The sequence below is a fragment of the Kitasatospora sp. RG8 genome (assembly GCF_017813315.1).
Lineage (GTDB): Bacteria > Actinomycetota > Actinomycetes > Streptomycetales > Streptomycetaceae > Kitasatospora.
Genome location: NZ_JAGIYX010000035.1, coordinates 1 through 19,697, shown reverse-complemented (window position 1 = coordinate 19,697; position 19,697 = coordinate 1). Strand labels below are relative to the sequence as shown.

16 protein-coding genes and 1 pseudogene are annotated in these 19,697 nt (G+C 74.3%); 15 read left to right on the top strand and 2 right to left on the bottom strand.

Annotation, left to right across the window (positions count from 1 at the left end):
* Window positions 1-42: 42 nt before the first annotated feature.
* Entirely contained in the window at window positions 43-1,341 is a 1,299-nt protein-coding gene (locus tag J5Y04_RS34915) for a M14 family zinc carboxypeptidase (RefSeq protein ID WP_209416559.1), read from the bottom strand.
* A 246-nt stretch (window positions 1,342-1,587) separates the two neighbouring features.
* Here J5Y04_RS34915 and J5Y04_RS34910 point away from each other — a divergent pair, with 246 nt between their 5' ends.
* The 11 genes from J5Y04_RS34910 (at window position 1,588) to J5Y04_RS34860 (ending at window position 16,381) form a co-directional block, all read left to right on the top strand.
* Window positions 1,588-3,513 (top strand): TIGR03960 family B12-binding radical SAM protein, encoded by a 1,926-nt coding sequence (locus J5Y04_RS34910; protein WP_209416558.1) that lies wholly within the window; start codon window positions 1,588-1,590, stop codon window positions 3,511-3,513.
* A 221-nt stretch (window positions 3,514-3,734) separates the two neighbouring features.
* Complete coding sequence (locus tag J5Y04_RS34905; RefSeq protein ID WP_209416557.1) at window positions 3,735-4,535, top strand: TIGR03936 family radical SAM-associated protein; 801 nt, start codon at window positions 3,735-3,737, stop codon at window positions 4,533-4,535.
* A 396-nt stretch (window positions 4,536-4,931) separates the two neighbouring features.
* Complete coding sequence (locus tag J5Y04_RS34900) at window positions 4,932-8,546, top strand: Rne/Rng family ribonuclease (RefSeq protein ID WP_209416556.1); 3,615 nt, start codon at window positions 4,932-4,934, stop codon at window positions 8,544-8,546.
* A gap of 224 nt (window positions 8,547-8,770) precedes the next feature.
* Entirely contained in the window at window positions 8,771-9,088 is a 318-nt protein-coding gene (gene rplU / locus J5Y04_RS34895) for a 50S ribosomal protein L21 (RefSeq protein WP_045696828.1), read from the top strand.
* A gap of 12 nt (window positions 9,089-9,100) precedes the next feature.
* The gene (rpmA, locus tag J5Y04_RS34890) at window positions 9,101-9,358 is read left to right on the top strand and encodes a 50S ribosomal protein L27 (protein WP_209416555.1); all 258 of its coding nucleotides are present in this window, start codon (window positions 9,101-9,103) and stop codon (window positions 9,356-9,358) included.
* Between the two features lie 99 nt (window positions 9,359-9,457).
* Window positions 9,458-10,933 (top strand): GTPase ObgE, encoded by a 1,476-nt coding sequence (gene obgE / locus J5Y04_RS34885; RefSeq protein ID WP_209416554.1) that lies wholly within the window; start codon window positions 9,458-9,460, stop codon window positions 10,931-10,933.
* A gap of 396 nt (window positions 10,934-11,329) precedes the next feature.
* The gene (gene proB, locus J5Y04_RS34880) at window positions 11,330-12,466 is read left to right on the top strand and encodes a glutamate 5-kinase (protein WP_174315741.1); all 1,137 of its coding nucleotides are present in this window, start codon (window positions 11,330-11,332) and stop codon (window positions 12,464-12,466) included.
* A gap of 132 nt (window positions 12,467-12,598) precedes the next feature.
* Window positions 12,599-13,126, top strand: coding sequence for a hypothetical protein (locus J5Y04_RS34875; RefSeq protein ID WP_209416553.1), 528 nt, complete (start codon window positions 12,599-12,601; stop codon window positions 13,124-13,126).
* 83 nt (window positions 13,127-13,209) lie between these two features.
* A complete protein-coding gene (locus J5Y04_RS34870; RefSeq protein WP_209416552.1) occupies window positions 13,210-14,532 on the top strand; it encodes a glutamate-5-semialdehyde dehydrogenase in 1,323 nt (440 codons plus the stop codon).
* Between the two features lie 89 nt (window positions 14,533-14,621).
* The gene (locus J5Y04_RS34865) at window positions 14,622-15,215 is read left to right on the top strand and encodes a hypothetical protein (protein WP_209416551.1); all 594 of its coding nucleotides are present in this window, start codon (window positions 14,622-14,624) and stop codon (window positions 15,213-15,215) included.
* A gap of 104 nt (window positions 15,216-15,319) precedes the next feature.
* Window positions 15,320-16,381, top strand: a complete 1,062-nt coding sequence (locus J5Y04_RS34860) for a hypothetical protein (protein WP_209416550.1) — start codon at window positions 15,320-15,322, stop codon at window positions 16,379-16,381.
* Between the two features lie 71 nt (window positions 16,382-16,452).
* On the opposite strand, the gene J5Y04_RS34855 is transcribed toward J5Y04_RS34860, so the two are convergent.
* Window positions 16,453-17,535, bottom strand: coding sequence for a M48 family metallopeptidase (locus J5Y04_RS34855; protein WP_209416549.1), 1,083 nt, complete (start codon window positions 17,533-17,535; stop codon window positions 16,453-16,455).
* A 315-nt stretch (window positions 17,536-17,850) separates the two neighbouring features.
* Here J5Y04_RS34855 and J5Y04_RS34850 point away from each other — a divergent pair, with 315 nt between their 5' ends.
* The 4 genes and pseudogenes from J5Y04_RS34850 to J5Y04_RS34835 all read left to right on the top strand — a co-directional run.
* Window positions 17,851-17,997, top strand: coding sequence for a hypothetical protein (locus J5Y04_RS34850; RefSeq protein ID WP_174315742.1), 147 nt, complete (start codon window positions 17,851-17,853; stop codon window positions 17,995-17,997).
* Between the two features lie 210 nt (window positions 17,998-18,207).
* On the top strand, window positions 18,208-18,366 hold the full coding sequence (locus J5Y04_RS34845; protein ID WP_174315743.1) for a hypothetical protein: 159 nt from the start codon (window positions 18,208-18,210) through the stop codon (window positions 18,364-18,366).
* Between the two features lie 154 nt (window positions 18,367-18,520).
* Complete coding sequence (gene nadD, locus J5Y04_RS34840; protein WP_148645180.1) at window positions 18,521-19,153, top strand: nicotinate-nucleotide adenylyltransferase; 633 nt, start codon at window positions 18,521-18,523, stop codon at window positions 19,151-19,153.
* A 19-nt stretch (window positions 19,154-19,172) separates the two neighbouring features.
* Window positions 19,173-19,697 (top strand): annotated as a pseudogene (locus J5Y04_RS34835) (hypothetical protein); the annotation flags it as partial.

Sequence of the window (19,697 nt, the reverse complement as noted above, 5' to 3'; positions counted from 1 at the left end):
TCCGGGGCGCGACCACGACCCGGGACCGCGGCGTGGCGGGGGTCAGCCGGACAGCACGCAGTCGGCGGCGGTCAGGACCGCCCGGGCCTGGTGCGCCACCTGGGTCTCCACCGGCACCCAGCGGGCGCCGAGCCGGTCCAGCCCCACCAGCCCCGCCGCCACGACGGCCCGGGCCTGCGCCCGGGCCGCCTCCACCGCCGGGCCGCCCGTGTCGGCGAGCAGCCGCAACAGCATCGAGGCGATCCGCAGCGGAAGCCGCTCCGCGACGATCCGGGCCGTGGTCACCCGGGAGACCGAGAGCGGGGCGGCGCACCACCCGGTCCGCAGCTCGTCCACCAGCAGCGGGCAGACCCTCAGGTTGAACTCGGTGGCGCGCAGCAACGGCCCGTACGCCGTGCCGGCATGCGCGGGAACCAGCGGCAACAGCCCGCCCAGCACCTCCACCCGGGCACCCAGGGTGGCGGCGGCGGCCCGGACGGCGGCGCCGGCCTGCGGGTGCTGCCCGCCGTCGCGGACCTCCTCGACGGCCCACATCGGCACCTCCAGCACGGCCGTCACCCCGCCGTACCGGGCCGCGTGCGACCAGGTGGAGTGCTCGGGCCGGTCCGGCAGGACCAGCGAGCCGGCACCCGGCGTCGGCATCACGTACGCACCTGGGGCCGGACGGTCCCAGCCCACCGCGTCGTAGGAGTCGACGTCCAGCGGGATGCCGCCGCACGCCACCGACCGGGCGAAACGCTCCGGCAGGCCCGCGACGGGCCGGGTCAGCTGGACGAACGCGCCGCCGAAGTCCACCCCGTGCAGCGAACACTGGAGCACCGGCCGCAGCTCGTCGATCAGCCCGGTCAGCGCCAGGCTCTCCGGCAGCGGCGGGCGGCCGCCGTCCGGCGGCGGCAGCAGCTCGGGCTGCTCGTCGAAGGACGGCCGGAAGAAGTGCTCGTAGTGCCGCGCGGCGGTCAGCGGGCCGCCCAGCCAGCCCTCGTTCAGCGCGGCGCCGTCCGGGTCCAGGCAGAGCAGCACGTGCCAGGCCACCCCCGGCCGCGGCGGCAGCTCCAGCACTCGCTCGGCCAGGCGCAGCGCGGACGCCACCCCCACCGGCTCGTTGGGGTGCGGCCCGCCGACCACCAGGACGGCACGCTCGCCCTCGTCGACCGAGAGCACGACCAGCGGACGGCCGGCCCGGGAGCGCCCCACCTCGCGCAGCCGGCAGCGCTCCGGGCGCAGCCGGGCCAGCCGCCGCGCGGCCGCGACCGCACGGGCCACCGTCGGGTAGCCCGTCGCTTCCCGGCGCGGCACTGCGGTCAGAGGCGGCCGGGGACCGCCGGCGGTGCCGTCGTACATGTCAACTTCCTTGTCCCGGTGGCGAGCTGGGGATTCAGGCAGGGCTCTGACAGTACGGCACGGTCCGTCCGGGGCTGTCAACGGTCGGTGAACAGGCCCGCGCCCCCGCGGGCGGGGCCCGAGGCCCGGCCGGGCGGCCCGCGGATTCGGCTACCCTTGAGGGTCACCCCTCCCAGACGCCGCCCGCCGCCCCGACCGGGACTCGATGCGCGCGGCACCGCTCAAACTCGTAAGGGTTCCTAGTACATGACTGTCGAATCGGTCTTCCCACGCCTGGAGGCCCTCCTCCCGCACGTCCAGAAGCCGATCCAGTACGTCGGCGGCGAGCTGAACTCGACCGTCAAGGACTGGGACGCCTGCGACGTCCGCTGGGCGCTGATGTACCCCGACGCCTACGAGGTCGGCCTTCCCAACCAGGGCGTCATGATCCTCTACGAGGTGCTCAACGAGCGCGAGGGCGTGCTGGCCGAGCGGACCTACAGCGTCTGGCCGGACCTCGAGGCGCTGATGCGCGAGCACGACGTCCCGCAGTTCACCGTGGACGCCCACCGTCCGGTGAAGGCCTTCGACGTGTTCGGGCTCTCCTTCTCCACCGAGCTCGGCTACACCAACATGCTGACCGCGCTCGACCTCGCGGGCATCCCGCTGGAGGCGCAGGACCGCACCGACGAGGACCCGATCGTCCTGGCCGGCGGCCATGCGGCGTTCAACCCCGAGCCGATCGCGGACTTCATCGACTGCGCGGTCGTCGGCGACGGCGAGCAGGCCGTGCTGGACATCACCGAGCTGATCCGCGGCTGGAAGGCCGAGGGCCGCCCGGGCGGACGCGACGAGCTGCTGCTGCGCCTGGCCCGCACCGGCGGGGTGTACGTGCCCAAGTTCTACGACGTGGAGTACCTGGCCGACGGCCGGATCGGCCGCGTCGTGCCGAACGCGCCCGGGGTGCCGTGGCGGGTCTCCAAGCACACCGTCATGGACCTCGACGAGTGGCCCTACCCGAAGCAGCCGCTGGTCCCGCTCGCCGAGACCGTGCACGAGCGGATGTCCGTCGAGATCTTCCGCGGCTGCACCCGCGGCTGCCGCTTCTGCCAGGCCGGCATGATCACGCGCCCCGTGCGGGAGCGAAGCATCACCGGCATCGGCGAGATGGTGGAGCGCGGGCTCAAGGCGACCGGTTTCGAGGAGGTCGGCCTGCTGTCGCTGTCCAGCGCCGACCACACCGAGATCGGTGACATCGCCAAGGGCCTGGCGGACCGCTACAGCGAGGACAAGATCGGCCTGTCGCTGCCGTCCACCCGTGTCGATGCCTTCAACATCGACCTCGCCAACGAGCTGAGCCGCAACGGCCGCCGCTCGGGCCTCACCTTCGCCCCCGAGGGCGGCAGCGAGCGCATGCGCAAGGTGATCAACAAGATGGTGTCGGAGGAGGACCTCATCCGCACCGTCGCCACCGCGTACGGCAACGGCTGGCGCCAGGTGAAGCTGTACTTCATGTGCGGCCTGCCCACCGAGACCGACGAGGACGTGCTCCAGATCGGCGAGATGGCGAAGAACGTCATCCAGAAGGGCCGCGAGGTCACCGGCCAGAACGACATCCGCTGCACCGTCTCCATCGGCGGGTTCGTGCCCAAGCCGCACACGCCGTTCCAGTGGGCCCCACAGCTCTCCGCCGAGGACACCGACGCCCGCCTGGCCAAGCTGCGCGACTCCATCCGCGGCGACCGCAAGTACGGCAAGAACATCGGCTACCGCTACCACGACGGCAAGCCCGGCATCGTCGAGGGCCTGCTCTCCCGCGGCGACCGCCGGATCGGCGCCGTCATCCGCGCCGTCTACGAGGACGGCGGCCGCTTCGACGGCTGGCGCGAGCACTTCTCCTACGACCGCTGGATGGCCTCGGCCGAGAAGGGCCTGGCCGGCACCGGCGTCGACGTCGACTGGTACACCACCCGCGAGCGGACCTACGAGGAGGTGCTGCCCTGGGACCACCTGGACAGCGGCCTCGACAAGGACTGGCTCTGGGAGGACTGGCAGGACGCCCTCGAAGAGGTCGAGGTCGACGACTGCCGCTGGACCCCGTGCTTCGACTGCGGGGTGTGTCCTCAGCTCGGACTCGACATCCAGGTGGGCCCGACCGGCAAGAAGCTGCTGCCGCTGACGGTCGTCAAGTAGTTCCCGCGCCCCCTGCGACCCCCGTCCGGATCCCTCCGGGCGGGGGTCGTCGTGTCCGGGCTGACCAGGGGCGGAGCGAGCGGTCCGGCCGGGCGCGTACCCTTTGAGGTGACAGAGTCCGGCCAGCGGTGCACAGACGCCGCGCCGGACGGGGACAACTGACTAAGGACTGAGCGACCCTGGCACGCCGTACGCCCGACGGTCCGCCGCCCGCGCCGACGGTGCAGCGGATCCGTCTCCGCTACACCAAGCGCGGCCGGCTCCGCTTCACCAGCCACCGCGACTTCCAGCGCGCCTTCGAGCGCGCCCTGCGCCGGTCGGCCGTGCCGATGGCCTATTCGGCCGGCTTCACCCCGCACCCGAAGGTGTCGTACGCCAACGCCGCTCCGACCGGGGTGGCGAGCGAGGCGGAATACCTGGAGATCGGGCTCGCCGCGGTCCGCGACCCGGAGGAGCTGCGTGCGCAGCTCGACGAGTCGCTGCCCGGCGGCCTGGACGTCATCGACGCCGTCGAGGTCCGGACGCCGAACTTCGTGGAGCGCCTGGAGGCCTCCGAGTGGCAGGTCCGCCTGGACGGTGTCACCCGGGAGGAGGCGGCCCGCGCGGCCGGGCTCTTCCTGGCCGAGGAGCGGGTCGAGGTCGAACGCCTCACCAAGAACGGCGTGCGGGTCTTCGACGCGCGCGGTGCGGTGGCGGCGCTGGAAATCCTCCCGCCGCAGGTCGACGGCGGTGCGGACGCGGAGGGCGATGGGGCCCGCGATGTTCGGACCGGCCGTCCCTGTGCGATACTGCGCCTGGTAGTACGACACGCCACACCCGCCGTACGACCCGACGACGTATTGTCCGGTCTCCGTGCGACGGCCGACCTGGCGCCGCCGGTCCCCGCAGAGGTGACCAGGCTGGCGCAGGGGCCGCTCGACGAGGAGACCGGCACGGTGACCGACCCGCTGGCGCTCGACCGCGCCGCGGCCCCGGCCGGCCCAGTGGCGGCCGGCGAGCCGCGCGCAACCGCGTCCGCCTAGCGGGCGGAGGCCGGGGCCAGTACCCACTGGGCCCGCTGGTCCTCCAGGCCCCCGCGGCTCCCCAGGGGAGCGAGCGTCGTCGAAGCACAGGCCGGCCTCTTGTGGCCCGCCGACCCCGATGGTCGGCGGGCCCGAGGACCCCGTCCGGGAGCCACCCGGGGTTGGGGGACGGCGCAGCTTGGGAAAACCTCAGAAGACTGGTCAGACCAGAAGACTTTCGACACCCCGCCGAGGGCGGGGCGCCGAGCGAGACTACGAGCCCCTGTGCGGCCTCGCGTCCGCACGGCGGCACCGGGAAAGGGTCCGGCCCGAGCATCCGTAGGGATGCCGGCCGGCCATCGGTGCCCTGCCGTGCCCGGATGCGGAGCCCGGGGGCCTGACGGGAGATCCACCCGCATGCTCGATAACACCGATCCGCAGCAGTCTGCGGCAACGGAACAGAACGAGTCCGCCGTCGCCGGTGGCGAGGGCGCGTCCGCCGCGCCGCCGCGCCGTCGTCGCCGGGCGGTGTCCCGCCCGGCGGGCACCCCGCAGGGAGCGGCCGCCGAGGCCGCCGAGACGGTGATCCCGGCCGAGACGCCCGCCGCGGCGCCCGCCGCCGAGGCCGCGCCTGCCGCCGCCGAGGCCGAGCCGGTCGCGGAGAAGCCGGTCCGGGCCCGCCGGACCCGCAAGCGTGCCGAGGCCCCCGCCGGGGCGCCGGAGGCCACTCCGATCGTCGTCACCGCGCCGGAGGCCGCCGAGGCCGCTTCCGCGCAGGAGCCCGCCGCCGAGGCCGAGCCGGTCGCGGAGAAGCCCGCCCGGGCCCGCCGGACCCGCAAGCGTGCCGAGGCGCCGGTCAGCGCGCCCGCCGCCGTCGAGGAGCCGGCCGCCCCGGCCGCGCCCGTCGAGGCGCCCGCCGCCGTCGAGGCTCCCGCCGCCCCGGCCGCGCCCGCCGAGGAGGCCCCGGCCGCGCCGGCCCGTCGTGCCCGCCGCCGCCGCGTGGTCGAGGCCGCGCCGGTGGTCGTCGAGGAGGCCCCGGCCGAGGAGCCGGTCGCCGAGGAGGCGCCCGCCGAGGAGGAGGCCGAGGTCGTCGCGCCCGAGCCGGCCGCCGCGCCGGAGCCCGCCCCGGCCCCCGTGGCCGCCGAGGCCGAGCCGCCGCAGCGGGTGCGCCGCCGCGCGGTCCGCCCGTCCACCGCGATCTTCCAGGCTCCGGTCTTCCAGGAGCCGGCCCCCTACGTCGCCCCGGCCGCGCAGCCCGCCGCCGCGCAGCCTGCCGCCGCCGCTCCGGCCCCGGCTCCGGCCGAGACCCCGGCCGCGGCCCCGGCCGTGCAGGCCACCGAGGACGAGGACGAGTTCGAGTACAGCGGCGTCGGCCGTCGTCGTCGCACCCGCACCCAGGTGCGGGTGCAGACCCCGTCCCGCCGCAAGGCCGCCGCCCAGGCCGCGCCGGCCGCCCCGGCAGTCCAGGCCGCGCCGGCCGCGCCGGTCGTCGAGGAGCCGGTCCCGGCGCCCGCCGTGGAGGCTCCGGCCGCCGTCGAGGCGCCCGCCGCCACCGGCCCGGAGGCCGAGGACGAGTGGGAGGACGGCCGTCCGTCCCGCCGTCGCCGTCGGGGCGGCCGCCGCCGCCGTCGTGGCGAGGCCGAGGAGTTCGAGGCCGAGACGGCCGAGGCCGAGCAGCCCGTCGAGGAGCCGGTCGTCGTCGAGGACGAGGAGGGCGAGGAGGAGGACGACCTGTCCGCCGGCCTGGCCTCGTCCCGCCGCCGTCGTCGCCGTCGCCGCCGCAGCGGTGAGGCCGGCGCCACCGAGGCCGCCGAGACCACCGAGGACGGCGTCCGCACGGTCGTGAAGGTGCGCGAGCCGCGCCGCCGCTCGACCGAGCCGTCGTTCGACCCGGACGAGGTGCAGTCCATCAAGGGCTCCACCCGCCTGGAGGCGAAGAAGCAGCGCCGTCGCGAGGGCCGCGAGCTGGGCCGCCGCCGGGTGCCGATCATCACCGAGGCCGAGTTCCTGGCCCGCCGCGAGTCGGTCGAGCGCGTCATGGTGGTGCGCCAGAACGGCCAGCGCACCCAGATCGGCGTCCTCGAGGACGGCGTGCTGGTCGAGCACTACGTCAACAAGGAGCAGGCCACCTCGTACGTCGGCAACGTCTACCTGGGCAAGGTCCAGAACGTGCTGCCGTCGATGGAGGCCGCCTTCGTCGACATCGGCAAGGGCCGCAACGCGGTGCTGTACGCCGGCGAGGTCAACTTCGGCTCGCTGGGCGGCCACGGCGGCCCGCGCCGGATCGAGTCGGTGCTGAAGTCCGGCCAGTCCGTGCTGGTGCAGGTCTCCAAGGACCCGATCGGCCACAAGGGCGCCCGCCTGACCAGCCAGATCTCGCTGCCCGGCCGCTACCTGGTGTACGTGCCCGAGGGCTCGATGACCGGCATCTCCCGCAAGCTGCCGGAGAACGAGCGGGCCCGCCTGAAGCAGATCCTCAAGAAGATCGTCCCGGACGACGCGGGCGTCATCGTCCGCACCGCCGCCGAGGGCGCCTCCGAGGAGGAGCTGACCCGCGACGTCCAGCGCCTCCAGCAGCAGTGGGAGGACATCCAGAAGAAGGCCGCGACCGGCAACGCCCCCGCGCTGCTGTACGGCGAGCCGGACATGACCGTCCGGGTCGTCCGCGACATCTTCAACGAGGACTTCACCAAGGTCATCGTCTCCGGGACCGAGGCGTGGAGCACCATCCACGACTACGTCTCCAATGTGGCCCCGGACCTCACCGAGCGGCTCCAGCGGTGGACCTCCGAGGTGGACGTCTTCGCCACCTACCGGATCGACGAGCAGCTGATGAAGGCGCTGGACCGCAAGGTCTGGCTGCCCAGCGGCGGTTCGCTGGTGATCGACCGCACCGAGGCGATGGTCGTCATCGACGTCAACACCGGCAAGTTCGTCGGCCAGGGCGGGAACCTCGAGGAGACCGTCACCCGGAACAACATCGAGGCGGCCGAGGAGATCGTGCGCCAGCTGCGGCTGCGCGACCTCGGCGGCATCATCGTGATCGACTTCATCGACATGGTGCTGGAGTCCAACCGCGACCTGGTGCTGCGCCGCCTGCTGGAGTGCCTGGGCCGGGACCGGACCAAGCACCAGGTGGCCGAGGTCACCTCGCTGGGCCTGGTGCAGATGACCCGCAAGCGGGTCGGCCAGGGCCTGCTGGAGTCCTTCTCCGAGCCCTGCGTGCACTGCAACGGCCGCGGCGTGATCGTCCACATGGAGCAGCCGAGCACCCACGTGCACGCTCCGGCGGCTCCGGCCGGCGAGGCGGGCGCGGGCGGCGGCAAGCGCCGGCGCCGGGGCAAGGGCGGGGCGTCCCAGGAGGAGCTCCAGGCCGCCGCCGAGGCGGGCGTGGAGGGCGTGGAGGCCGTCGAGGCGGCCACCGAGGCGCCCGAGCGCGAGGAGATCCGCGAGGAGATCGAGGGCCAGCTGGCGATCGAGGTGCCGGCGGCCGAGGCCCCGTCCGAGGTCGTCGCCGAGCCGGTGGCCGAGGCGCAGGCCCAGCCGAGCCTGGTCGAGATCCCGGCCGCCACCGCGGCGCCCGCCGGCCGCACCCGCCGTCGTGCGGTGCGCAAGGCGACGGCTCCGGCCGGTGCGCCGGCCGATGCCGAGATCGTGGTGCTCCAGGCGCGGGCCGACGCGGCGCTGGAGGCGGCCTTCACGGCCGCCGAGGCGCCGGCCGAGGCCCCTGCGGCTCCGGTCGAGGCTCCGGCCGAGACGCCCGCCGCGGCCGAGCCGGTCGCCGAGGCTCCGGCCGAGGCCGCCGCCGAGGTCGCCGAGGCCCCCGCGGAGGCTCCGGCCGAGGAGTCCGCCGAGGAGGCGCCGGCGCCGAAGAAGCGGGCCGCGCGCAAGACCGCCGCGAAGAAGACGGCCGCCAAGAAGACCACGGCGGCCGCCGCGAAGAAGACCACCGCCCGCAAGACCGCCACCAAGCGGACCAGCGCGGCGGCCAAGAAGGCCGCGGCCGCCGAGGGTGATTCGGCAGCCGAGTAGTGCCCGCGGTCCGGGGGCGGGTCACCGCCCGCCCCCGGGTCCGTACGGTCCGGTTTGCCCCTGCGGCGGCCGGTCCGTATTCTTGACCCTCGGCGTGTCTACGCCTTGCTCCCGAGCACATCACCTTCCGGGCCCTCGTCAGAGGTGTCGGGGAGAGGCCCCTGTGTCCGTACCCAGGTGGCTGGCATCAGGAGCTCCGACCGAGTTAGGAAATGGGGTACCGCATGTACGCGATCGTTCGCGCAGGCGGCCGCCAGCACAAGGTCGCCGTCGGCGACGTGCTGGAGATTGACCGTATCGAGGCCAAGCCGGGTGACTCGGTGGAGCTCTCCACCATCCTGGTCGTCGACGGTGACGCCGTCACCTCCGACCCGTGGGTGCTGGCCGGCGTGAAGGCTCACGCCGAGGTGGTCGACCAGACCAAGGGCGACAAGATCGTCATCCTGCGCTACAAGAACAAGACCGGCTACCGTCGTCGCCAGGGTCACCGCCAGCAGCACACCGCTGTGCGGATCACGAGCATCGACTCCGTCAGCAAGTAAGGGGATAGCGAGATGGCACACAAGAAGGGCGCAAGCTCTACCCGTAACGGCCGTGACTCGAACGCCCAGCGCCTCGGCGTCAAGCGCTTCGGCGGCCAGGTTGTCTCCGCCGGCGAGATCCTCGTCCGCCAGCGCGGCACCCACTTCCACCCGGGTGCGGGCGTCGGTCGCGGTGGCGACGACACCCTGTTCGCGCTGACCGCCGGTGCCGTGCAGTTCGGCACCCGCCGCGGCCGCAAGGTCGTCAACATCGTGGCCACCGAGGCCTGAGTCCGACAAGACTCACAATGAAGGGTGGGCCGGAATGATCCGGTCCACCCTTCATGCTTTACAGCAGGTCAACACTTTCTTCGCACTGGAGGCACACCCATGACCACCTTCGTGGACCGCGTCGAGCTGTACGTCGCCGCGGGTAACGGGGGCCACGGCTGCGCCTCCGTGCACCGGGAGAAGTTCAAGCCGCTCGGGGGGCCGGACGGCGGCAACGGCGGGGAGGGAGGCAGCGTCATCCTGACCGTGGACGCCCAGGTCACGACGCTGCTGGAGTACCACCACTCGCCCAAGCGCAAGGCGACCAACGGCAAGCCCGGTGCGGGCGGCAACCGCACCGGCGCGGACGGCCAGGACCTCGTGCTGCCGGTGCCGGACGGCACCGTGGTGATGGACAGGCAGGGCAACGTGCTCGCCGACCTGGTCGGCCACGGCACCAGCTTCGTCGCCGCGGCCGGCGGCCGCGGCGGCCTGGGCAACGCGGCGCTGGCGTCGGCCCGTCGCAAGGCGCCCGGCTTCGCGCTGCTGGGCGAGCCCGGCGAGGCCCGCGACATCGTGATGGAGCTCAAGTCCGTCGCCGACGTGGCCCTGGTGGGCTACCCGAGCGCCGGCAAGTCCTCGCTGATCTCGGTGCTCTCCGCCGCCAAGCCGAAGATCGCGGACTACCCCTTCACCACCCTGATCCCGAACCTGGGCGTGGTCACCGCCGGCGACACCGTCTACACCGTCGCCGACGTCCCCGGCCTGATCCCGGGCGCCAGCCAGGGCCGCGGCCTCGGCCTGGAGTTCCTGCGGCACGTCGAGCGCTGCTCGGTGCTGGTCCACGTGCTGGACTGCGCCACCCTGGAGCCCGGCCGCGACCCGCTGACCGACCTGGAGACCATCGAGGCCGAGCTGTCCGAGTACGGCGGCCTGGACGACCGTCCGCGCCTGGTCGCGCTCAACAAGGTCGACGTGCCGGACGGCCAGGACATCGCCGACCTCACCCGCGCCTCGCTGGAGGAGCGCGGCTACCGCGTCTTCGAGGTCTCCGCCGCCTCCCGCAAGGGCCTGCGCGAGCTGAGCTTCGCGATGGCGCAGATCGTCGGCGAGGCGCGGGCCGCCAAGCCGGTCGAGGAGTCGACCCGGATCGTGCTGCGGCCCAAGGCCGTGGACGACGAGGGCTTCACCATCACCGAGGAGGACGGCGCCTACCGCATCCGCGGTACCAAGCCGGAGCGCTGGGTCCGCCAGACCGACTTCTCCAACGACGAGGCCGTCGGCTACCTCGCCGACCGGCTGGCCCGCCTCGGCGTCGAGGAGAAGCTCTGGAAGGTCGGCGCCCAGGAGGGTGACACCGTCATCATCGGCCCGGACGAGAACGCCGTCGTCTTCGACTGGGAGCCGACCATGGCCGCCGGCGCCGAGATGCTCGGCCGCCGCGGTGAGGACCACCGCTTCGAGAACCCGCGCCCGGCGGTCGACCGCCGCCGCGAGAAGCAGAAGGGCCGGGACGCGGCCGAGTCCGAGTTCCTCGCCTTCGAGGCGCTCTCCAGCGGCCGCCAGGCGGCCATCGAGGGCGACGACGAGGACTGACGAGCCTGAACCGCAGCGCTGAACCGCGGCGCTGAACCGCAGTGCGGCCCCGCCACCGTCCCGGGTGGCGGGGCCGCGTTGTTTCCCCCGACCGCTGGGACGTCACTGCGCCGAGGGGGAGCGGGCCCGGTCCCGTCCGTGCGCCGCCGCCCGGCCCGTACGGGGCCGCAGGCACGGGTGCGCCCGGCGGGAGGCCGCCCCGCCCCGGGCTGACGCCCGGTCAGGGGCCGTTCCGCGCGGCCCGGTTGCCCGACGCCCCGTGGCGAGGCCGCGGCCGGGCCGGGTCCAGCCGGTGAAATGGCCTGCGGGCGGACTGCGCAGATCGCGTAGATTGCGGAGGACGGCAGGGCCCGGGTCCGCCGTTGTCCGCAACACACCGGAAGGGCGTACAGCGAGATGAGCGAGGACTCACTGCGGGAGGAGGTGCTGACCGCCCGGCGGATCGTCGTCAAGGTCGGCTCCTCCTCACTCACCACGGCGGCCGGCGGCCTGGACGCCGACCGGGTCGACGCCCTGGTCGACGCGCTCGCCAAGATCCGCAGCCGCCCGGACTCCCCGGAGGTGGTCCTGGTCTCCTCCGGCGCCATTGCGGCCGGCCTCGCCCCGCTCGGCCTCGACCGGCGGCCCAAGGACCTCGCCCGCCAGCAGGCCGCCGCCAGCGTCGGCCAGGGCCTGCTGGTCGCCCGCTACACCGCCTCCTTCGCCCGGTACGGCATCCGGGTCGGCCAGGTGCTGTTGACCGCCGAGGACGCCAGCCGCCGCGCCCACTACCGCAACGCCTACCGGACGCTCGACCAGCTGCTCGCGATGGGCGCCATGCCGATCGTCAACGAGAACGACACCGTCGCCACCGCCGAAATCAAGTTCGGGGACAACGACCGGCTGGCCGCACTGGTCGCCCACCTCGTCCGGGCCGACCTCCTGGTGCTGCTCTCCGACGTGGACGGCCTCTACGACGGCGACCCGAGCCGCCCCGGCACCAGCCGGATCGCCGAGGTGGCCGGCCCGCACGACCTCGACGGCATCGAGATCGGCAGCGCGGGCAAGGCCGGCGTCGGCACCGGCGGCATGGTCACCAAGGTCGAGGCGGCCCGGATCGCCACCGGCGCCGGCATCCCCGTGGTGCTCACCGCCGCCAGCCAGGCCGCCGACGCGCTGGCCGGCCGGCCCACCGGCACCCTCTTCCTGCGCACCGGCAGCCGCTCCTCCGACCGGCTGCTCTGGCTGGCCCACGCCAGCAGCCCGCGGGGCTCCCTGCACCTGGACGACGGGGCGGTGGAGGCGGTCGTCTCCGGGGGCGCCTCACTGCTGCCCGCCGGGGTCACCAAGGTCGACGGCGAGTTCGCCGCGGGCGATCCGGTCGACCTTCTTGCGGAAAACGGCCACATCGTGGCGCGCGGACTGGTCAACTTTGATGCGAGGGAGTTGCCCCGCCTGCTCGGCCGGTCCACCCGCGACCTGGCCCAGGAGTTCGGCGCCGCGTACGAGCGGGAGGTCGTCCACCGCGACGACCTGGTCGTCCTGCGCGGCTGACCCTGCCGCGGGCGGCACGGGCGGCACCGCACGAGGTGAACGCCCGGCCGCGGGCGAGGAGGGCTCAGCCGTACACGCCGGGCCGGGGCCGGCGGGCACGACGACACGACATCGCCGAACAGGAGGCCGCCGGTGGAACGCAGGCGCGAGGCAGCGCTGACCGGAGGAACGGCGGGCCGGCGGCTGACCAGCATCGACGGCGGACGCGGGAGCGAGGGCCCCGCCGGACCCGCCGGTGAGCCGCCCCAGGGGCCCGGCCCGGTGCGCGGCGTCCGGCCGGACCAACGGGGCGCGGGCGACCCGCCCGCCGTGCCCGAGCAGGCCCGGCTCTGGCACGTGGTGCTGAGCGTCTCCGGGCAGGTCACCCCGCTGTCCGAACTGCGGGCCGGGCTGGAGCGGCTGGCACACGACCACTCGTTCTTCCTGACCGCCCGCTACGCCGCCGACCACGCGGAGATCCGTTACTGGGAGCAGGCCCGGGACCTCCACGACGCGGCGGCGATCGCGCTGCGGCTGTGGGGCGAGCACAAGGCGACGGCGAAGCTGCCGCCGTGGGAGATCGTCGGCCTGGAGGTGGTCGACCGGGCGACCTACCACAAGCGGGTCGCCGAGGGCTTCGGCGACCCGCCCCCGCAGCTGGGCGGCGTCCACCCGTACTGAGCCCCCGCCACCGGGCCCGGCCCGGCGTCTCACCGGGCGAAATACCCGGCGGGCGGCGGTCGTGCAGTCGCTACCCTTGGCGCATGACCAGCGACCTCGCCACCGCCGACAGCCCCGTCCTCGCCGTAGCGCGCCGAGCCAGGGAGGCCGCCGCCGCGCTCGCCCCGCTGCCGCGCCGGGCGAAGGACGCCGCGCTGCTGGCGGTCGCGGACGCCCTGGTGGCCCGCAGCGACGAGATCACCGCGGCCAACGCCGAGGACGTCGCGCGGGCCCGCGCGGCCGGCACCGCCGAGTCGGTGATCGACCGGCTGACCCTCACCGACGAGCGGATCGCCGCGATCGCCTCCGACGTCCGCGACGTGGCCGGCCTGCCCGACCCGGTCGGCGAGGTGGTCCGCGGCTACACCCTGCCCAACGGCCTGGACGTCAGGCAGGTCCGGGTGCCGCTCGGCGTCGTCGGCATCATCTACGAGGCCCGGCCCAACGTCACCGTGGACGCCGCCGCGCTCTGCCTGAAGTCCGGCAACGCGGTGCTGCTGCGCGGCTCGGCCTCCGCGTACCGCTCCAACACCGCGCTGATCGCGGTGCTGCGCGACGCCGTGGCCTCGGCCGGCCTGCCCGCCGACGCCGTCCAGCTCGTCCCGGGCGAGAGCCGGGACTCTGTCCAGGAGCTGATGCGCGCCCGCGGCCTGGTGGACGTGCTGATCCCGCGCGGCGGCGCCTCGCTGATCCGGACCGTGGTCGAGGGCTCGACCGTCCCCGTGATCGAGACCGGCACCGGCAACTGCCACGTCTACGTGGACGCGCAGGCCGACCCGGCGATGGCCGTCGGCATCCTGCTGAACTCCAAGGCCCAGCGGGTCAGCGTCTGCAACTCCGCCGAGACCCTGCTCGTCCACCAGGACATCGCGGACACCTTCCTGCCGCTCGCGCTGGCCGCCCTGGCCGGCGCCGGGGTCACGGTGCACGGCGACGACGCGGTGCTCAAGGCCGCCGAGGGCTCGCCCGCCACCGTCGTGCCGGCCACCGAGGAGGACTGGGAGACCGAGTACCTCTCCTACGACCTGGCGGCCGCCGTGGTGCCCTCGCTGGACGCCGCCGTCGCGCACATCCGCCGCTGGTCCTCCGGCCACACCGAGGCCATCGTCACCACCTCGCAGGCCGCCGCCCGCCGCTTCACCCAGCTGGTCGACGCCACCACGGTCGCCGTCAACGCCTCGACCCGGTTCACCGACGGCGGTGAGTTCGGATTCGGCGCCGAGATCGGCATCTCGACCCAGAAGCTGCACGCCCGCGGCCCGATGGGCCTGCCCGAGCTGACCAGCACCAAGTACATCGTCACTGGTGACGGGCACGTCCGGGGCGAGGCGACGCAGACCGTGGGCGGCGCGGCCGACGCCGGCTGAGCCCGGCCGCACGGCGGTCCGTCACACGTGTGACGGACCAACTGCGAGGAGCCACAGACAAAACGCCCGCCCGGTAATACGCTGAATCCGTGGCTGAGGATGTGGGGGGCTTGCCGTACCCCGACGGCGCCGACCACGGTGGTGCGGACGACGAGTTCGCCACCGTGGTCTTCGATGAGGCCTTCGTCCGCTCCGCCGCCGTGCACGAGCCGACGGCCAAGGAGCGGCAGCTCGCCGCCGCCGAGGCCCGGTTCGAGCCGGACGCGGCGGTGTCGGGCTGGGGCTATGACGTCCCGGTCGGTGACGGGCTCCCGCTGGAGCTGCGCCCGTACCCGAGCGGGCTCGACGACGACCGCCTCTACCCCGACCCGTGGTCGGGCCCCGGCCGGGCGGCCGGGCGCCGGACCCGCCGGTGGGGCCGGGCCGGCGGCTACGATCCGGTGCGGGCGTCCAGCGGGCGCTACGTCGCCCAGCAGCGCTGGCACCGGCCGGTGGCCTGGGTGCTCGCCGTGATCATGGGCGTGAGCCTGGTCGCGGTGGCGGTCGCGGCGGTCTACCAGGGCGTGGGCGGGGCCGGCAGTGGCACGCCCCGGCGGCCCGAGTCCGGCAGCAGCAGCGTCGGGGCCGACCCGGCCTCCTCGCCGGCCGAGCCGTCGCTCGTGGTCACCGCACCGGCGGGCTGATCCGCTGAGGGTGGTGCGCCCCCGGGCGGGCGGTCACGCGGCGTCCCCGGGAATGTGCGCGGGCGCCCTCGTGGCGGGGCGCCGGTGCGTCTTACCCTGGTGTCATGGGTGACCCGCGAGAGCCTCCGGAGGGTGCGCCCGACGGTGGTTCCGGAAACGAGGACGAGTACCGGTCCGTCGTGTTCGACGAATCGTTCGTCCGGGCTGCCCGCATCCAGGAGCTGTCCGCCCGGGAGCGGCTGGCGGGCTCGTTCGGCCGGGCGACCCGGACGCGCGTGCGGCTCGGACCGCTGGGCACCGTGCCGCGGCAGGCGCTCGCACTGCTGCTGCTGATCCTGCTGGCCTTCGCGGCCGCCGTGTACTTCGGCATCAGCGCTCCGAACCGGCAGACCGCGCGTCCCGAGGGCAGCCAACTGACCGTCAGCCTGGTGGCGTTGAGCCCGGCTTCGGCGGTCCGGCCGGTCGCCGACCCGGCCAGTCCGTTCGCCGCGCTGCCGGCCGGCTACGGCGACGGCGCCATCGGTCTCGGCACGCCCGCGGGGGCGGCCACCGAGCACTTCAGCAGGGTCGAGGTGACCAAGGCGCTCGACACCGTGCAGCGCTACCTGGTCGCCTCCTCGCTCGCGCCGGCGGCCCTGGTCCAGGGGGCCACCGCCGACGTGCGGGCCTTCGTCACGCCAGGCGAGCAGGCCCAGTTCGACACGAGCGTGTCCCAGCCCGTCGACGACCGCCACCACGCGCTGACCGGCTGGGTGGTCCGCTTCGACCCGACGCAGGTCGCGTTGGCGGCCGACAGCGTGAAGGTGGCGGGCGCGATGCGGATCGACGAGGCGGACAGCAGCACGCTGCAGATCACCACCGACCACACCTTCGTCTACGCGCTGAAGCCGGCCGGGGCGCCGAGCGGCGCGCCGGTGACGCTGGAGACCGTGCGGCGGCAGCTGACCTTCCAGTTCGACCGGATCGACCTGGCCTCCGCCCAGCTGCGGCTGGTGGACTCGGTGCTCCAGGCCGGGCCGGTGCCGTGCAGCGGCTCGCTGGCGGCCTTCGTCCAGCCGGTGCTGGCCGGGCCGGACGGCACCGCGGCGCCCGCGCCGACGGCGGTCGACCCGGGCAACCACGCCCGCCCGGCCTGGCAGGTCTGCGCGGTGCTGGCGGGCGGCTGAGCGGCCCGCCACCGGGAGCGGACGCGCCGACGGCCCCCGGCGCGGGCCGGGGGCCGTCGGGCGGGGCGGCGTCAGTCCTGGTCGCGGGAGCCGTGGCCGTCCTGCCCGTCGCGGGGCGTGGAGCCGTTGCTACGCGCGGCACCGGCGAAGGTGTCGCGGAGCTTGCCGCCGACCGTGGCCGCGCCGCCGGCGACGTCGCGGATCAGGCCCATCAGCGGGTCCTTGCTCTCCTTCACCGAGCTGCTGTAGTGGTCGGCGGCGGCCTTCCACTGCTCGCCGACCGAGGCGTCGGGGTCGTCGGTGCGGCGCGGGTAGGCGCCGGCCAGGATCGAGCGGTACTCGTCGCTCTCTGCCCACTTCTTCAGCCGGGCGACCCGGACCACCGCGAACGGGTGGCTCTGCGGCAGCACCTGGAGCAGCTTGAGCACACCGTCGCGCAGGTCGCCGGCCTTCTCGTACTCCTCGGCCTGCTCCAGGAAGGCGTCGACGTTCATCTCGGCCAGGTTGTGGCCGCCAGCCAGCTTCATCAGGGCCCGCATGGACGCCTGGAGGTCCTGCCCGGCGAGCAGGCCGGCCCGGTCGCTGGAGAGCTCGGCCTTGCGGAACCACTCCTTGAGCGCGGTGACGATCGCCATGATCGCCAGGTTGCCGAGCGGCACCCAGGCGATCCGGGCGGCGATGTTGGTGAGGATCAGCAGCATCGTCCGGTAGACGGCGTGGCCGGACATCGCGTGGCCGACCTCGTGGCCGATGACGGAGCGCAGCTCCTCCTCGTCGAGCAGTTCGACCAGGCCGCTGGTGACCACGATGATCGGGGTGTCGATGCCGATGCAGTACGCGTTGACCGTCGGGTCCTGGCTGACGTAGAGGTCCGGGACCTTCTCCAGGTCCAGCACGTACGCGGCGTCGCGCACCATGTCGTACAGCTCGGGGAACTGACGCTCGGAGGTCTTCACGGCGGTGGCCAGGAACATCAGCCGGATCGAGCGCTCGGAGACCAGGCCGGCGAGCTTCTTCAGCACGTCGTCGAAGCCGGTCAGCTTCCGCAGCGCGACCAGGGCGGAACGGTCCGCCGGGTGCTCCCAGGCCCGGGTGGAGATCTCCGGGAAGCGCTGGCGGCGCCGGCTGGGCGCCTTCTCGGTGGTGTCGGTCATGGGTGTGAGTACCTCCTGGTCGACGGCGGCCCCGGCCGCTGGCCGGCCCCCGCTGGTCTTCGCCTGCAACGACTGTCTGTGCAACGTCCGTGGTTGCGTACTCGTCCCCGCGGCCGCCCCGTCGGCCCGGCGCCCGTTCGGGGCGGGCCCCGGGCCGCACCCCGGGCCCGCCCCGGGAACGCGGTGCGGTGCGCGGCGCGGACGGGGCCGGAGGGGGCGGTGGGCGGCGCGGATGTGAGACCGGTTTACCCTGAATGACCTGGAGAGCCGAGACCACACCTGGCCGCGGTACCGAGCAGTCCGAGGAGCCCGCAGATGTCCACCGACGCCCTTGTCAGCCTGGCCGGCCCGATCTCCACGGAGAACGGCCCCGGGCTCTTCTTGCGGATCATCGTGGTGGCCTCGTTCGTCGGCGTCGGCCTGCTGGCCTGGATCCTGCTGCGGGCCGGCCGCAACAACTGAGCCCCCTCGGGCAGTCCACCGGGCACCTCCTTCCGGCCCTCCGGGCACCGGGCGGCCGGGCCCCGCAGCCCCGGGGCCCGGCTCACACCGGATCAGACGCGGTGGGCCGCCGAGCGGTTGCCTTGTAGGCCCCCGTACGATGACGGGTGGGCCCTCACCGGCCCGTACCACCCCCTGGTCCGTCATCCGAGCCGAGAAGGTCCGCCGACCATGAGCACTGCCGCCGCACTTCCCGTCCTGAACCTGCTCGCCTCCGAGGGCGAGGGGGGCAACCACGAAAGCCTGAACCCGTACCTGACGGGTGGCGCCGCGCTGTTCATCCTCCTGGTGATGCTCTACGTGACCACCCGCTTCAACCGGGACCGCTGAGCCGCGTTCCGGGACGGCCGAGCGCCGTTCCGGGCCGCCCGGGGGAGCGTCCGGCAGGTGCGCCGGCCGCTCCCTCACGCATCTCCCGGCCTCTCCCGGGGGCCGCACCCGGGCGTTCCCGCACCGTAACGGGCGTCGCGTAAGGTATCGCGGCATGGGAGAGCAGGCCGGGAATCCCGGCGGACCGGCACCGGTGAAGAGGCGCCTCGGCGTGATGGGCGGCACCTTCGACCCGATCCACCACGGGCACCTGGTCGCCGCCAGTGAGGTGGCGAGCGCGTTCCACCTGGACGAGGTGGTCTTCGTCCCCACCGGGCAGCCGTGGCAGAAGACCGACCGGCACGTCACGCCGGCCGAGGACCGCTACCTGATGACGGTCATCGCGACCGCGGAGAACCCGCAGTTCTCGGTCAGCCGGATCGACATCGACCGCGAGGGCCCGACGTACACCGTCGACACCCTGCGCGACCTGCGTGCGATGCACCCGGACGCCGACCTCTTCTTCATCACCGGCGCCGACGCGCTCGCCCAGATCCTCTCCTGGCGGGACTCCGAGGAGCTTTTCTCGCTCGCCCACTTCATCGGCTGCACCCGGCCGGGGCACACTCTTTCGGACGCCGGGCTTCCGGTGGGCGGGGTCTCCCTGGTGGAGGTCCCGGCGCTGGCCATCTCCTCCACGGACTGCCGCAACCGGGTCGCCAAGGGCGAGCCGGTCTGGTACCTCGTCCCGGACGGCGTGGTCCGCTACATCGACAAGCGGGCGCTCTACGCGCCGCACCGGACCTGATCCCCGGAGGGGCCGACCGATGAGCGATCGCAGGGGACCGCAGGACGACTGGTCCACCGGGCAGTACCCGCAGCAGCGGCAGCAGCAGTACGACCAGTACGGGCAGCCGGTGCAGGGCGGCGGGTACGAGCAGCCCTACGAGCAGTACGACCAGTACGGGCAGCCGGTGCAGCAGCCGTACGGGCAGGACGGCTACGCCGGCTACCCGGGCCAGCAGGGCCAGGACCAGTACCAGCAGGCCTACCAGCCGTACGAGCAGCCCCGGCAGGGCGGCGGGTACGAGCAGCCGTACGAGCAGCCCTACGAGCAGTACGACCAGTACGGGCAGCCGGTGCAGCAGCCGTACGGGCAGGACGGCTACGCCGGCTACCCGGGCCAGCAGGGTCAGCAGGGCCAGGACCAGTACCAGCAGGCCTACCAGCCGTACGAGCAGCCCCAGCAGTACACGGCGGCGCCGGTGGTCACCGGGCCGGACGCCGTGCTCGCCGCGCCCGCCGCGGCGGCCCCCGCTGCCGCCCCGGCGCCGCCGCGCCCGCGCACGCCC

Coding starts and splice junctions, on each gene's coding strand:
- J5Y04_RS34915 (WP_209416559.1), bottom strand. CDS start 1,341: ATGTACGACGGCACCGCCGGCGGTCCCCGGCCGCCTCTGACCGCAGTG.
- J5Y04_RS34910 (WP_209416558.1), top strand. CDS start 1,588: ATGACTGTCGAATCGGTCTTCCCACGCCTGGAGGCCCTCCTCCCGCAC.
- J5Y04_RS34900 (WP_209416556.1), top strand. CDS start 4,932: ATGCTCGATAACACCGATCCGCAGCAGTCTGCGGCAACGGAACAGAAC.
- rplU (WP_045696828.1), top strand. CDS start 8,771: ATGTACGCGATCGTTCGCGCAGGCGGCCGCCAGCACAAGGTCGCCGTC.
- rpmA (WP_209416555.1), top strand. CDS start 9,101: ATGGCACACAAGAAGGGCGCAAGCTCTACCCGTAACGGCCGTGACTCG.
- obgE (WP_209416554.1), top strand. CDS start 9,458: ATGACCACCTTCGTGGACCGCGTCGAGCTGTACGTCGCCGCGGGTAAC.
- proB (WP_174315741.1), top strand. CDS start 11,330: ATGAGCGAGGACTCACTGCGGGAGGAGGTGCTGACCGCCCGGCGGATC.
- J5Y04_RS34870 (WP_209416552.1), top strand. CDS start 13,210: ATGACCAGCGACCTCGCCACCGCCGACAGCCCCGTCCTCGCCGTAGCG.
- J5Y04_RS34860 (WP_209416550.1), top strand. CDS start 15,320: ATGGGTGACCCGCGAGAGCCTCCGGAGGGTGCGCCCGACGGTGGTTCC.
- J5Y04_RS34855 (WP_209416549.1), bottom strand. CDS start 17,535: ATGACCGACACCACCGAGAAGGCGCCCAGCCGGCGCCGCCAGCGCTTC.
- J5Y04_RS34850 (WP_174315742.1), top strand. CDS start 17,851: ATGTCCACCGACGCCCTTGTCAGCCTGGCCGGCCCGATCTCCACGGAG.
- J5Y04_RS34845 (WP_174315743.1), top strand. CDS start 18,208: ATGAGCACTGCCGCCGCACTTCCCGTCCTGAACCTGCTCGCCTCCGAG.
- nadD (WP_148645180.1), top strand. CDS start 18,521: ATGGGAGAGCAGGCCGGGAATCCCGGCGGACCGGCACCGGTGAAGAGG.